The following is a 15,252-nucleotide window of genomic DNA, read 5'->3' as shown; positions in this document are numbered from 1 at the left end:
CGTGCAACTCGCTCTGATCTTTTTTTATGTTTAGACCGCTAGGTAATCCAAGATACCTTCAGCGGCCTGCCTACCTTCCCAAATGGCGGTAACCACAAGGTCGGAACCGCGTACCATATCACCACCAGCAAACACTTTGGGATTTGATGTTTGAAACTTGAAGGCCTGGTGCTCTGGAGCAATAACGCCTTGCCAATCATTTAGCGCAATTTCCATATCTCCCATCCAATCTGTGGGACTCGGCTGGAATCCAAACGCCATGATCACTGCGTCAGCCTCGAGCACTTGCTCTGACCCTTCGATATGCTCGGGACGACGGCGGCCGTCTGGTCCGGGCTCGCCTAAGCGAGTCTCGACGACTTTCACGCCACCGGTCTCACCGAAGTAGTCAATGACGCTAATCGGCTGGCGATTGAAAAGAAACTTTACACCCTCTTCTCGCGCATTTTGGACTTCGCGACGAGATCCCGGCATGTTTTCCTCGTCTCGGCGGTAGACACAAAACACCTGCTCTGCCTGCTGTCGCACTGCCGTTCGAACACAATCCATGGCCGTATCACCACCGCCAAGAACAACGACCGTCTTGCCTTTGAGATCGATAAAGTTCTCAGGTGGTTGAGCGTACCCCATCTTTTCGTTGACGTTCCCTATCAGGTAATCAAGCGCCTTGTGTACTCCCGGCAAATCCTCACCGGCGAATCCACCTTGCATGGCCTTGTAGGTACCCATACCTAAAAAGACAGCGTCGAAATCCTCGAGAAGATCTTGAGCGTCAATATCAACACCGATCTCCGTGTTCAATCGGAACTCGATACCCATTCCCTCAAACACTTCTCGACGGCGCTCCATGACCTGTTTTTCCAACTTAAATTGGGGGATACCGAAGGTTAATAAACCACCTATCTCAGGGTAACGATCGAAAACAACGGGGGTCACACCATTTCGAGCGAGAATGTCGGCACAGCCAAGACCTGCAGGACCTGCACCCACAATAGCTACACGCTTCCCCGTAGGGATGACATTGCTCAAATCGGGACGCCAGCCCATGGCGAGCGCAGTATCCGTTATGTATTTTTCTGCATTACCGATAGTGACTGCGCCAAAACCGTCATGCAGCGTACACGCGCCCTCACATAAACGGTCCTGCGGGCACACCCGGCCGCATACTTCAGGCAATGTATTAGTCTGGTGGCTCAACTCAGCCGCCTCAAACAAACGACCTTCTGACAGCAACTTAAGCCAGTTTGGAATTAAATTGTGTACGGGGCACTTCCATTCACAGTAAGGGTTTCCGCACTCCAAACACCGGTGCGACTGCTCCGCCACCGTTTGCTCATTAAAGGGATCATAAATTTCGACGAACTGCTCGGTCCGCGACTCCATGGATCGCTTATCGGGGTCTTGCCGTTCTACATCGAGAAACTGAAATGGATTTGCTAATCGCTCAGTCATATACCAACCTTTAATCTGTATAGCGAAAGCGCGCCAACAACTGATCGAAGTCGGCGGCCTTTGGCTTTACTAGCCAAAACTTCCCTACGTAATCCGCAAAATTATCCAGGATGTGCTGTCCCCAGGCTGATCCGGTCTCCTCAACAAACTCAACGATATTGTCTCGCAAGAAATGCCTGTGAGCCTCAGCAGCCTCACCGCTAATGCGGTGTATTTCCACCAGTTCGTGATTGTATCGATCGGGGAAAGCACGTGTTTCATCCAAAACGAATGCAACACCCCCTGTCATCCCCGCACCGAAATTCAGACCCGTCTCACCCAGAACCGTGACGCAACCGCCTGTCATGTACTCACAACAGTGGTCTCCTGCACCTTCAATCACTGCATGCGCGCCTGAATTTCGAACCGCAAACCGCTCTCCAGCACAGCCCGATGCAAACAGACGGCCTCCGGTTGCACCATATAAACAGGTATTACCAATGATGCTCGCACTGCGGCTCTCAAATCGACTGCCCTTAGGCGGGTAAACAACAAGCTTACCGCCGGCCATACCCTTGCCGACGTAGTCGTTACAATCGCCCGCCAAGTACATATGTAAGCCGCCGGCATTCCAGACACCAAAACTCTGACCGGCAGTCCCCTCAAGCCTTAAGGTAATAGGCGCGGCGTCCATGCCCGCGTTTCCGTAACGCTTCGCAATTTCCCCAGAAATTCGTGCGCCGATTGACCGGTCGCAATTCGTTACCGAAAAGCTAAACTCGCCGCCCTGTTTTGCCTCGATAGCGGGCAAAACCTCAGCGAGGATAGCCGCGGCTTTTTCACCTTGGTCAAACGGTGGGTTTCGCTCCACCTCGCAGAATTGCGGCTGATCAACCGCAGCTTCGTCGACCCACGTAATAGGATGAAGATTCAGCGCGTTCTGCTTTTGTGTCGTGCCATCAATATGCTCAAGTAAGTCTACGCGCCCAATCAAGTCTTCGAGCTTGGTAACGCCAAGCGACGCCATCCACTCACGTGTCTCTTCCGCGACGAAGTGGAAGAAATTAACCACTCGCTCCACATCGCCGACAAAGTGGTCTTCTCTTAGCTTGTCGTTTTGCGTTGCGACCCCTGTTGCACAATTATTGAGGTGGCAAATTCGGAGGTACTTACAGCCCATAGCAATCATTGGCGCCGTGCCAAAACCGAAGCTTTCTGCCCCTAAGATCGCGGCTTTCACGACATCTAAACCGGTCTTCATACCCCCGTCAGCCTGCAAACGAATCTTTCCGCGAAGACGATTGCCCCTAAGCGTCTGATGCACTTCTGCCAGCCCGAGCTCCCAAGGGGATCCCGCGTGGCGAATTGATGTGAGAGGACTCGCCGCGGTTCCGCCGTCGTAACCTGAAATCGTAATGAGATCGGCGTAGGCCTTTGCCACACCTGCCGCAATTGTTCCCACGCCAGGCTCAGATACCAGTTTGACCGACACCAGCGCGTCAGGATTCACTTCCTTAAGATCAAAGATGAGCTGTGCAAGATCCTCGATCGAATAAATATCGTGATGGGGTGGTGGAGAAATGAGCGTGACACCTGGCACAGAAAACCGGAGTCGCGCAATCAGGTCGTTAACCTTCCCACCCGGCAACTGTCCTCCCTCACCGGGCTTGGCTCCCTGCGCCACTTTGATCTGCAGGACTTCAGCATTAACCAAATAATGCGGTGTAACACCAAATCGACCCGACGCAATTTGCTTAATTTTAGACACGCGATTTGTCCCAAACCGCGCTGGGTCCTCACCGCCCTCGCCGCTATTCGAGCGAGCGCCAATAGCATTCATGCCCATCGCTAAGGCTTCATGTGCCTCGGGTGACAGTGCACCGAGCGACATACCCGCAGAGTCAAACCGCTTCAAAATAGCGTCAATAGGTTCGACGTCATCGAGCGAAATAGGCTGCGGGCTTGGCTTCAAATTCAATAAATCTCGCAGTGCGGCCACAGGTCTGTCATTGCAGTGATCGGCATACGTCTGGTAGTCAGCGTTGTTGTTGCTGACAACGGCACGCTGCAAACTCACAACCACATCCGGGTTGTAAGCATGGTATTCACCGCCATGTACATATTTGAGCAATCCGCCTGCTGTAACAGGCTTACGCTTCAAACGTGCCGCGCGAGCAAGTTGAATCTGATCGAACTCAAGGTGCGCAAAGCCCGCGCCGGCTATTCGCGAAGAGACCCCGCTGAAGGCAACATCAACAACCTCAGCATCCAGACCGACGGCCTCAAATAGCTGCGCGCCCCGGTAGCTGTTCACCGCCGAAATACCCATCTTCGACATGATTTTGAGAAGGCCTTTGTTAATGCCCTTACGGTAGTTTTTGTAGCAGGCTGAGGGCGCACCCAAAATCTCCCCGCTGGCCAATTGCTCGGCGAGAACACTGTAAGCCAAGTAGGGATACACCGCGGTCGCACCAAAGCCAAGCAAACAGGCGAACTGATGCGAATCCCGTGCACTGCCCGACTCTATGATCAAGTTCGAATCTGCACGGAGTCCGTTGGCAATTAAGTGATTATGGACGGCACCCGTCGCAAGCAGGCTGTGAATAGGGACGTGAGTGTCAGCAAATCCGCGGTCTGACAATACCAAGACACTTGCACCACCCGCTACATGGGCGCCTGCTTCTTGGCAAAGGCTTGTTATGGCCTCTTTTAAGGTTGTCTCCTCGGGATTGTAAGTCGCATCGAGCACCTGAACTTTCAAGCCACTTTCGTTCAGCGCCAACACTGACTCAAACTTCCCCTGCGACAATACGGGGGAGGTCAAGCTCACGCGACGAGCGTGTGATTCGGTCTCCTCGAACAAATTAGCCTCACCACCCAGATCGACTTCGAGGGACATCACAATCGCTTCTCGCAATGGATCGATCGGAGGGTTGGTTACCTGCGCAAACTTTTGCCTAAAGTAATCGTAGAGGGATCGTTCCCGCGACGATAATACCGCCATGGGCGTATCGTCACCCATCGACCCCACCGCCTCATTACCTGACTCGGCAAGTGGTTTGAGCACCTGATCGCGCTCTTCGAGCGTGACCTGGAACATCTTTTGGTAAACATCCAGCGCATCGCCCTCGATGGGGGCGGTGACGGTTGTGCCATAGGAAGCTTCGATGTGACGCGCATTGTCACGCAACCATTGCTTGTAAGGCTTGCTACTCTTGAGTTTGTTATCGATATCTTTCGTGTGCAGTACTTCACCCGTCGCCGTGTCGATAACGAGTATCTGACCGGGGCCCACTCGACCTTTAGCGGTCACATTCTCTGGCTCGTAGTGGTAAGTGCCCACTTCAGAAGCAAGCGTAATAAACCCGTCATTAGTTGTGACCCATCGAGCGGGGCGAAGACCGTTCCTATCCAGCAAACAACACGCGTATCGACCATCTGTTAAGACGATACCTGCAGGCCCGTCCCAGGGTTCCATGTGCATGGCGTGGTACTGATAGAACGCTTTCAAATCTGGATCGATATCTTCGATATTTTGCCAGGCAGGCGGAATCAACATACGAAGCGCCTTTGGCAAATCTACGCCGCCCGTCACCAAAAGCTCAAGCATGTTATCGAGGCTAGAGGAGTCCGAGCCGTGCTCATTAACCAACGGTGCCACACTGTGAAGATCAGGCAGCAATGCCGAGGACAATTTGGGCGTACGGGCTCGGGACCAGCTTCGATTACCCTGAATCGTGTTGATCTCACCGTTGTGCGCCAGCATTCGAAATGGCTGCGCCAAGGGCCAACGAGGCAAAGTATTTGTTGAAAATCGCTGATGGAACACGCAAATGGCGGTCTCAAGCGCTTCATCCCCTAAGTCAGGATAAAAGTGCTCTAGGTCGGCCGGCATCACTAGCCCTTTATACGAAATCACGCGATCTGAGAGGCTACAGATATAGAACTCTTGATCACCCGCCATCGCCATTTCAACGCGACGTCGAATCATAAACAGCTTGGCGGCAACCGCTTCGTGACTTGCCTCTTCTGTCTCTAGGAAAATTTGCTCAATCTGAGGAAGTTGCTCAAGGGCAATTTCACCACACACGTCCGGCTGGGTAGGGACTTCACGCCATGTAGCCACTGTGCAGCCAAACTCTTCTGCCGCAGTCTCAAACGCCAACCGCACCTTGTCCTGTGCTTCAGTAGCGCGAGACATGAACACCATGCCGACAGCAAAGGTGCTGCTCAGTTCGCGACCTAAAATCTCTCTCGCGACAGCGCGCATAAACTGCGTCGGCATCTGCAAGAGTAGGCCACACCCGTCACCTGTTTTACCGTCTGCCGCAATACCACCGCGGTGCGTCATACACGTTAGGGACTCTATGGCCGTCTGCAGCAGCTTATGGCTGGGCACACCTTGCTGATGCGCGATCATCCCAAAACCGCAATTGTCTCGGAATTCCTCTGGATTATATAAACCGCGCAGCTGCTTCGTGCCAACGGACGCGTTCACGATGCCTGATGACTTCATGTCTGAACTTGCTCGTTTGATCTAAACGGAACTGTTCACCTACACAGGCGACAGCCAAAAAGGCCGCATAGTTTAACCTTTCTGTGCCCTTTCTACAATTTAGCGAAAGCTTACTGCCGCCTGTGGATTCGGTCTCTTAAGGATTTACAGACAGGCCGCGATTTCGGATTCACTCACATCCCCTACAACGGCCGCATCGCCAAGCGAGGAGAGTAGGATGTACCGAATGCGGCCAGATTGAACCTTTTTATCTCCCTGCATCGCGCTCAAAAACACCTCAACCGTCATCGAACTTGGTGGTTCACAAGGGAGATCGAAACACTGCAAAAACAGGAGTAAGTCATCAAGAACATCGCTCGAAATACTGCCCCGAGCGACGGAAATTTTCGTGGCCATGACCATTCCCGCAGCAACCGCTTCTCCATGGAGCCACTGGCCAAAACCCTGCTCTTTCTCAATTGCATGCCCAAAAGTATGCCCAAGATTGAGTATTGCTCGTATCCCGCCCTCTCGCTCATCGCGGCTCACAACGTCCGCCTTGATTTCGCAACAGCGTGCGATTGTGTAGGCCAACACCTCAGGATCACGATTTTTCAATCTAACTGCGTTGTCTATCAGGAAACGAAAAAAGTCCTTATCCGCGATCAACCCATACTTAATAACTTCTGCCACACCCGCTGAAAACTCACGGTCACCCAGCGTTTCCAATGTTGCCGTATCACAAACGACCGCGATGGGCTGGTGGAACGCCCCGATTAGATTTTTCCCCATGGCATGATTGATGCCAGTCTTACCACCAACCGACGAATCCACCTGCGCCAACAGCGTTGTGGGCATCTGAATAAAGTCCGCACCCCGTAAAAACGTGGCGGCAGCAAACCCCGTTATATCGCCTACAACACCACCACCTAAAGCAATAAAAACGGTGCTTCGCTCGTGTCTTTCCTCTAATGCGGCAGTGAGAACTTGATCGTAGGCTGTGAGCGTCTTGTACTGCTCGCCATCGGCAAGAATAACAACGCTTACCTTACGGTCAGCTCCGAGTACCGCGCGAACCCGATCCAAATAGAGCTCAGACAGCGTATCGTTTGTAACCAAACAAACGCTTCTCTCCCCAAGCAAAGACCCCAGTAGCTGCGCATTGGATAGAAGGTCTTTATCGATATAAATGGGGTAACTTCGATCCGCTTTTTCGGACGCAAGACTAACCGTTACGGAAGGTTCGCTGACATTCACTTTAATCGTCTCTGGTCTCTGCAAGTTGCGCTAGTTTATCAACAATCACCGCTGCTAACTTTTTAGCAGATCCGCCTGTGGATACGACCGTGACATCCGCCACTTCCTCGTAAAGTGGTCCGCGCACCTCGAGCATTTGTGCCAGTATGGGGCGCGGGTCTTTGCCCGCCAGTAGCGGCCGCTTGTCCTTGCCTGCCGTACGCGCAACGAGCGTGTCAAGCGTGGCAGAGAGGTACACCACAGTGCAGTGCGCCTTCATCGTGGCGCGATTCTTATCTCGAATGATGACCCCGCCTCCTGTTGCCACCACTACATTCTCTTGTGCACAAAAGTCCGAGACCACCGCTTCTTCACGATCACGAAATCCGCTCTCCCCTTCGACATCGAAAATCCAGGGAATATCGGCCCCAGCGCGCTCTTCGATCACCTCATCGAGATCAAAAAATTGGGCGTTTAGGTGTGCGGCGACGAATTTGCCTACCGTAGATTTTCCAGAGCCGGGCGGACCGACCAAAAAAACACGCATGTTATTCCCTGCTCATAAGAGCTGTAGAGCTTAATCGAGCAACACTTCAGAGAGAATACGTGGCGTGATAAAGATCAAAGTTTCTACCTTTTTGTTGGTGCTAGCCGTGCTGCGAAACAACGAGCCCACTCCGGGTAGATCCCCTAGTACGGGGACCTTCTGAACCTGTTGTGTTTCCTCGTTTTTGAAAACGCCCCCCAACACAACGGTCTCACCATTTCCCACGAGCACCTGTGTTGTTAGCTCAGTTGTATCGATCGATGGGACCAGACCACCGTTAGCACTGGGCACCAACTCGCCCACTGAATCTTGATTAACCACCAAATCCAATAGAATACGATCATCCGGGGTGATATTTGGCGTCACAGTCAGCTGCAGCACCGCCTCCTTGAACTGCGTGGTGGTCGCACCGGAGGCCGCACCTTCTTGGTAGGGGATCTCAGTCCCTGACTTGATCGTCGCCTGCTGCTTATCTCCGGTAATAACTTTGGGTTGTGACACGACTTCACCTTCGCCCGCAGCTTCAAGCGCCGAGAGTTCAGCAGAGAGAAAGAGATCATCCGAGGTAAAGCCGACGGCAAAACCACTCGTGCTACTTGCAATACCTAAGTCAACGAGAGGCGTTGTAGGTGCCGTCGGGACAGTGCCACCAATAACGGCCTGATTGATCGCATTCGTTGCCTCGATATTCCTCGCCACAGAGAGGACTGAATCTGTATCGCTATCAATATATCCTCCGCCCCATCGAATACCGAGCTGCTCATCAACATCAGACGACGCTATAACGATACGGGCCTCGATCATGACTTGCCGAATTGGAATGTCGACATTGGCGATTAATGCGCGAATCTCATCAAGCTTCGCCGTCGTGTCTGTCACAATAATCGAGTTCGTTCGCTCATCGACAACTACCGAGCCACGTTCCGATACCAGCGATCCACCTTGCTCAGAACCGGCCTCGAACAAGGTCACGACATTAGCGGCTTTGGCATATCGGATTTGAATGAATTCTGATTTTAGGGGGGCGAGTTCAGCTAACTGTTTGTTTGCCTCAATCTCCTGGCGTTCGCGTTCGGCGATTTCCGCCGCTGGCGCCACCATCAAGACATTACCAATCTGACGGCTATCCAGCCCCTTTGTCTTAAGCACCAGTTCCATAGCTTGATCCCATGGAACATTTTGCAAGCGCAGCGTGATATTTCCCGACACGGTGTCAGAGGCCACCAAGTTGAGGTCAGTAAAATCTGCAATTAACTGTAGCACTGCCCTCACTTCAATATTTTGGAAATTCAGCGAGATACGATCGCCTACATAGCTGAATTCACTCAAGCGTTCCTCGCGCTCAGCCTCGGTAACAGGCTGAACGCTCACAACATACTGATCACCCTGCTGGTAAGCCAAATAATCGTAAAATCCATTGGCTTTAAGCAATACGCGCGCGCCCCTTGCGGATGGTGCCACCTCGATTTGCGACACGGGCGTCGCAAAATCCGTGACGTCATAAAGGCGGCTCAATGCGTCGGAAACATCAACACCCAATAACTCAAGGCTGATACGACTGCCTTCACTGAATACATTAACGTCAACGTTGGCATCGCTAAGGGACAAAATAAGCTGCCCTTCACCTTGCGCAGAACGTCTAAACTCAAGATCGGATATCGCCGCATCACGAACTGATTGAGTGTCGTTTGATGGCACATCCAAGGAGGATGCCAAGGTGGGTACCGTGTAGGAGCCGGCAGAGTCACCCTGAATTTCAAGCGTAAATCGATTCCCCTCAAAGGCGGTGTCGAATCGACCCAGATTATCCAAGTTAACAATTAAGCGACTCCGATCACCGGCCGCCAAGACGACAACACTCGACGCATTACCCTCGGGTAGCGAAAAGCGACGCTGTGACAGGGCGCTTTGAGTATTCGGAAAATCGATGACAATGCGGGCCGGTTCTTCAATGGTGTAACTTGAGAATTCGCGTGACTCGACACCCTGAAAATCCAACCCAATCGATAAGCGGCCATCGGGTAAGGCGTTGAAATCGATGTCAGAAATGCGCTGCTCCGCAGCAGTAAAGCCCGAAAACACAATACCGCAAACCGATAAGGCAACCGCACACCCCGAACGAATAGCGCCATTAATTGATATTATCTTCATAGAACAACCCTATTCTTCACAGCGGCCCAAAGGCCAGCGTCCGTGGACGCTCTACCCATCCGTTAGCCGTACCGTCTGTCACAATTTCCATAATCGCCACATAGTTGTCACCGACATCCACCACTTTCCCGTGATCAGGCCCAACATAATTCCCCTCGCGGACACGATGGATGCCACCATTTGGATCCCTAAGGAGTGCCCACTCAACACCCTGGCGCTGAAGCTTTCCGACCAGCGTCAATGAGTCAACCGGGAATTCCTCAAGAAATTCTCGAGCCCGCGAGCGATCCGGCGCCACAGTGGCTCTCAAACGCAGCGCCGCAAGCTGAACAACTTCGATAGGACGATCAAATGGCGAACGCATACCTTGTGCTGAATAAGCAAACGCCTCGTAGGCCGTAAAGGTTGGAATAGGCTCAATTAAGCCGCCAGGGCGCTCTGTTTTTTCCGTTACGAAACGCTCTAAATCCGATACATCGGATCCCCCGCAGGCCGCAACAAAGAGCGTGCTGATGACGATCAAAAAACGCTTAAACAGTGACGTTAGATCAATCATCTTCGCCCTCATCTCGGTAGCGATAGGTTTTGGCCGTAATCTCCATACTTAAATTACTGCTGTCATCGCCCGACATCTCAATATCGAAGTCGTGAAGTGTCACAATGCGCGGCAAGCCTGCCATGCCCGAGATAAAAGCACCGAGATCGTGATAAGAACCCTCGGCCTCAATCGAAATAGGCAGCTCTACATAAAATTCTTCTCGAACCTCATCTAGCAAGTCAATGGACTCTATAGCGAGACCATTCAGTTCACCCTTTGCAGAGATATCCTCAAGCAACCCGGGCACCTCAGTATCTGAGGGTAGCTGGCTGACCAAAGCGCCAAAACTGTCTCTCATTTCCTGAAGCTGTAATTTGTAAGCACCTACGTTCAGGGCTTCGAAGGCCTTTCGCTCAAACTCCCGACGCAACTCAAGCTCTTTACTTTCTGAAGCGGCGAGGCGATCAGCGAGGTCGGCGACGTGATAGTAATAGCCAGCGATGACCAAGGCCGCGAAGACTATTATTGCAACAATCGCCCGTGCGGCAGCCGGCCACGCTCCCACATTTTCAAAGTCGAGATCATTAAGATCTATCTCGTTAAGCTCTTTTAAACGGTCAGTCCAGCTCACAAATCACCTGCACTGCGCACAGTAGGCGCTTCAATCTCGACTGATAAACTAAAATTCATCGCTGATTGACCGAGGTCTTCAGCGGCACTCACGCCATCGAGCGAGGGAGCCTTCAGCCAATCAGAGGCATCAAGGCGACGCATCAAGCTCGAAACTCGATTATTTGACTCGGCGATACCCTCGATGTAGAGCGTGTCATCGGATGCGCTGAGATTTTGGTAATACACGCCGTCAGGTACGGTGCGCACCAGCTCATCAAGAACCCTCACAATAATGGGTCGATTACCCTGCAATTCTTGGATTACCCGCATTCGCTCAAGCAACAACGTGCGTTGTGAGCGAAGGTCCCGGATCTCCGCCACTTTGCCATCAACCAGCGCAATATTTTCGGTGAGAAATCGGTTCCGTGCATTTTGGGCGTCGAGATTGATATCGATAATCCGATCCGCCAAAACCAAGACCAAAACAGCCAAGGCCACAGATAAACCAAGAGAAGAGACAAAATTCCGTTGCCTCTCGGCCCGCAGTTCCTCCCGCCAAGGGAGTAGGTTGATGTTAGCCATGCGTTAATCCTCGCAAGGCTAGGCCCGCTGCCACCATCATGGCGGGCGCATCGCCGCTCAAGGCAACGGCGTTTACACGCGGGGAAATCGACATATTAGTAAAAGGGTTAGCTATGGTTGTCGGCGTCGCAAGTCGATTTTCAACCAAGGCAACCAAACCATCGGTGACTGCCACGCCACCTGCCAAGAAAATATGATCCACCGCGTTAAAACTACTCGATGAATAGAAAAATTGAAGCGACCTTCCGACCTGCTGCACCACAGCTTCTTTAAACGGCGTTAGCACATCTTCCTCATAACCATCGGGCAACCCACCCTGTTTCTTCGCCAAGCCCGCCTCCCGCAGAGGGAGATTGTAGCGTCGCATGATCTCGTCGGTAAGCTGCTTGCCTCCAAACGCCTGTTCACGCGTGTAGACATTGGCGCCTTGATTGAGGACCGATAGTGTCGTCATGGTTGCCCCTACATCGACAACGGCGACCGTAGCAGCTGGATCCACACCGGCGAGTGGACGAATTAACTCGTAAGCGCGCTCCATGGCATAGGCCTCAACATCAACCACCTTGGGTATCAGTCCGGCTATCTCGAGCGCTTCAACCCGCGAATCGATGGTTTCGCGGCGACAGGCGGCGAGCAACACATCAACCTGGTCTTCCCGACCCGGCGTCGGCCCCTGCACCTCAAAGTCCAAGGCCACTTCTTCAAGCGGGTAGGGGATATATTGGTCTGCCTCCAGCGCGAGTTGGGTCTCCATCTCGTCATCCGTGAGACCTGCCGGCATGGCAATTACTTTGTTGATGACCGACGATCCGGAAACAGCGGTCACTACCTCGGTCGCTCGCGTCCGGCTTTGATGCAAAACGCTTTGAATGGCCGTAGCAACTTCACCTACGTTGTTGATATTTTTTTCGTAGACAGCGCCGTGCGGCAGTGAAGAGACAGAATACGCCTCTACACGGAACCCTTCGTTGGACTCCGATAGCTCCAAAAGCTTGACCGTCGTTGAGCTGATATCAATCCCAACGCGCGTCGCCTTCTTGCCTTTGATAATCCTATCTAAAACCGACATGGACTAGCCCTAGCGCCCCCTTTTACATGTCATCATGCGACGTCAATAAACTGACAGCAACTACCAGATACACCATAGGTTGAATTAAAGTAGGAATAGAAGGGTAGAATGTGACGAAGTACGCGAATTTCAACTCACAATGTGGGGCTAATGAGCCGGAGACATTCGCTTGGCCGTTGTAAAAAAGAGTTTGCGCTTAGTCGCATTGATGACCGCCGCCGCCTTTTGGTGGCTCGCGGGGCTGTATCTGTATCTCAGCCCCAAGCTGCCCGAAGCGGAGGCGCTTCAGGACATTAAGCTGCAGACACCGCTCAGAATTGTCAGCGCTGATGGGCAACTCATCGGTCAGTTTGGAGAACAAAAACGCATCCCAGCGCGCTACGAAGAGTTGCCTGAGACCTTCGTCAGTGCCCTACTCGCAGCCGAAGACGATGGCTTCTTCGAACATTCCGGCATCGATTTCTTAGGCCTCGCGCGCGCCGTGTCAGAGCTCGTTACTACGGGCAGCAAGCAGAGCGGTGGCTCTACCATCACCATGCAGGTTGCGCGCAATTTCTTCCTGACACTCGATCAAACCTTTATTAGAAAATTTACGGAGATTTTGCTGGCACTTGAAATTGAGCAGCGTCTCAGTAAAGAGCAAATCCTTGAGCTCTACGTAAATAGAGTCTTCCTTGGTCATCGAAGTTATGGCTTTGAGACTGCCGCACAAACCTACTACGGTCGATCGCTCTCAGAGTTGACCCTCGCCGAGCACGCCATGTTGGCCGGCGTACCCCAGGCACCCTCTCGTAACAATCCGCTGAGCAACCCGTCACGCAGTGAAGTCAGGCGCAATTGGATTTTGGGCCGCATGCTGACACTCGGCATGATCGACCAAGGCGCGTACGATAAAGCGGTTGCAAGTACGGATGTCGCCTCTTTCTATGGGTTAAAAGTAGAAGTAGACGCTGACTATGTTGCAGAAATGGCGCGCCAATTTGCAGTTGAAAAACTGGGTAATGCCGCCTACAACGACGGATTTGTGGTCCACACCACCGTTAATGGTGATTTACAGCAAGCGGCGCGCGACGCAGTTATCGATGGCCTTATTACCTACGATAACCGACACGGCTGGCGAGGGCCCGAACAACGCCATCCCCCTCTTGAGGGCGAGTCCGAAGAGCCCCTAACCGCGCGGTGGCAGGCTGCGCTTCGCGCCATGCCCGTCGTGGCAGATTTGCTGCCGGCCATTGTGACGTCTGTTGACCCCGACGGTATTGATCTTCTCGTCAGAGGCGGCGAGCGGAGCCGCCTATCATGGCAGGATGATCTCCGAAGAACACGACGTTACATCACAGAAGACAGCCGAAGCGCTCGCGCCAACGAGGCCGCCGACCTTTTTTCTGTGGGGGACCTTATTCGCGTCAGCCGAGTGAATGAATCCTTTAAATTGGCTCAGGTCCCGCGAGTTCAGGGTGCACTCGTGTCGCTCGACCCAATTGATGGGTCGATCAAAGCGCTGGTGGGCGGTATGGGTTTCGTCCTATCCAAATTTAACCGAGCAACACAGGCGAGGCGGCAACCAGGATCCAATTTCAAAGCGTTTCTCTACGCAGCAGCGCTTGAGAACGGGATCCACCCGGCGACGCTTATAAACGATGCACCCGTCGTAGTGGGAAATCTGACGGATGAAGACTTGTGGCGACCTGAGAACGACAGTGGCCGGTTTTATGGACCAACACGCGTAAGAGAGGCACTGACGTTTTCGCGCAATTTAGTGTCTATTCGTGTCCTACAGCAACTGGGCGTTCGAAAACTGATCGAAATGGCCGACAGAACGGGTTTCGACGTAGAAGAAATGCAGCCAAATCTGACACTGGCCCTCGGGACCCATGCCTTCACACCACTGGATATCGCGCGAGGGTATACGGCGATTGCAAATGGCGGATTTCGTGTCGAACCTTGGCTCATTGATCGCATTGAGGATTTAGACGGCAATGTCATCTTCCAAGCGGATCCGTTGATTGCGTGCAGCGAGTGCGAAAGCCCCAAGGCGGATGAAGACATCGACGAGATTTCTCGAATTGAAGACTTGTTCGAAGAAAAAGAGCCTAAATTTAGAGAGGCACCACGAATCATCGATGAGCGCGTTACCTATGTGCTCACCTCGATGCTAGAAGATGTCATAAAGCGGGGAACGGGACGCCGCGCGCGAGTTCTCGAGCGTGATGATCTTGCGGGCAAAACAGGCACGACCAATGGACCACGGGATGCTTGGTTCTCTGGCTACAACAGAGATCTTGTTACCACGACTTGGGTAGGGTTTGACGATTACAGCCTGATGGGCCGTCGGGAGTTTGGTGGAACCGCTGCGCTGCCCATTTGGATAGACTACATGCGTGTTGCACTGCCTCCTGAAGAAGCGGCATCTGAAATGCCCCCAGGTGTCGTGCGTCTTCGAATTGATAAGGAGTCAGGAGAGCGAACTAATACGCAATCTTCTTCAATTTGGGAGGTATTTCTCGAGGAGTTCACCCCTTCAGGTAAGAATAAGCGAGGACAGGACGGCGATAGCGACGATTTAGATGGCCTGTTCTAATCGGCGCTGC

The 15,252-nt window shown here is 52.7% G+C and carries 10 protein-coding genes; 1 reads left to right on the top strand and 9 read right to left on the bottom strand.

From position 1 onward, the window contains the following. Positions 1-30: 30 nt before the first annotated feature. From E0F26_RS03650 to E0F26_RS03610, 9 genes are all read right to left on the bottom strand, one after another. Positions 31-1,452, bottom strand: coding sequence for an FAD-dependent oxidoreductase (locus tag E0F26_RS03650; RefSeq protein WP_279242694.1), 1,422 nt, complete (start codon positions 1,450-1,452; stop codon positions 31-33). Positions 1,453-1,462: 10 nt separating this feature from the next. Continuing rightward, entirely contained in the window at positions 1,463-5,947 is a 4,485-nt protein-coding gene (gene gltB / locus E0F26_RS03645) for a glutamate synthase large subunit (protein ID WP_279242693.1), read from the bottom strand. 144 nt (positions 5,948-6,091) lie between these two features. Continuing rightward, positions 6,092-7,183: a 3-dehydroquinate synthase gene (gene aroB, locus E0F26_RS03640; RefSeq protein WP_279242692.1), complete on the bottom strand. Its 1,092-nt coding sequence runs from the start codon at positions 7,181-7,183 to the stop codon at positions 6,092-6,094. Between the two features lies 1 nt (position 7,184). Next, positions 7,185-7,709: a shikimate kinase gene (locus E0F26_RS03635; protein ID WP_279242691.1), complete on the bottom strand. Its 525-nt coding sequence runs from the start codon at positions 7,707-7,709 to the stop codon at positions 7,185-7,187. Positions 7,710-7,739: 30 nt separating this feature from the next. Continuing rightward, positions 7,740-9,860, bottom strand: coding sequence for a type IV pilus secretin PilQ (locus E0F26_RS03630; protein WP_279242690.1), 2,121 nt, complete (start codon positions 9,858-9,860; stop codon positions 7,740-7,742). A 16-nt stretch (positions 9,861-9,876) separates the two neighbouring features. Continuing rightward, complete coding sequence (locus E0F26_RS03625; protein ID WP_279242689.1) at positions 9,877-10,416, bottom strand: pilus assembly protein PilP; 540 nt, start codon at positions 10,414-10,416, stop codon at positions 9,877-9,879. After that, positions 10,409-11,029 (bottom strand): type IV pilus inner membrane component PilO, encoded by a 621-nt coding sequence (locus E0F26_RS03620; RefSeq protein ID WP_279242688.1) that lies wholly within the window; start codon positions 11,027-11,029, stop codon positions 10,409-10,411. The genes E0F26_RS03625 and E0F26_RS03620 overlap by 8 nt, the downstream gene beginning before the upstream one ends. Continuing rightward, positions 11,026-11,592, bottom strand: coding sequence for a PilN domain-containing protein (locus tag E0F26_RS03615; RefSeq protein ID WP_279242687.1), 567 nt, complete (start codon positions 11,590-11,592; stop codon positions 11,026-11,028). The genes E0F26_RS03620 and E0F26_RS03615 overlap by 4 nt, the downstream gene beginning before the upstream one ends. Continuing rightward, the gene (locus E0F26_RS03610; protein ID WP_279242686.1) at positions 11,585-12,661 is read right to left on the bottom strand and encodes a pilus assembly protein PilM; all 1,077 of its coding nucleotides are present in this window, start codon (positions 12,659-12,661) and stop codon (positions 11,585-11,587) included. The genes E0F26_RS03615 and E0F26_RS03610 overlap by 8 nt, the downstream gene beginning before the upstream one ends. Positions 12,662-12,830: 169 nt before the next feature. Here E0F26_RS03610 and E0F26_RS03605 point away from each other — a divergent pair, with 169 nt between their 5' ends. Beyond that, complete coding sequence (locus tag E0F26_RS03605; protein WP_279242685.1) at positions 12,831-15,242, top strand: penicillin-binding protein 1A; 2,412 nt, start codon at positions 12,831-12,833, stop codon at positions 15,240-15,242. Positions 15,243-15,252: the final 10 nt, after the last annotated feature.

Source organism: Candidatus Paraluminiphilus aquimaris, assembly GCF_026230195.1.
In the GTDB taxonomy this organism is placed as follows: domain Bacteria; phylum Pseudomonadota; class Gammaproteobacteria; order Pseudomonadales; family Halieaceae; genus Luminiphilus; species Luminiphilus aquimaris.
Note: the sequence above shows the minus strand (reverse complement) of the source record. Positions and strands in the feature narration are given on the sequence as shown.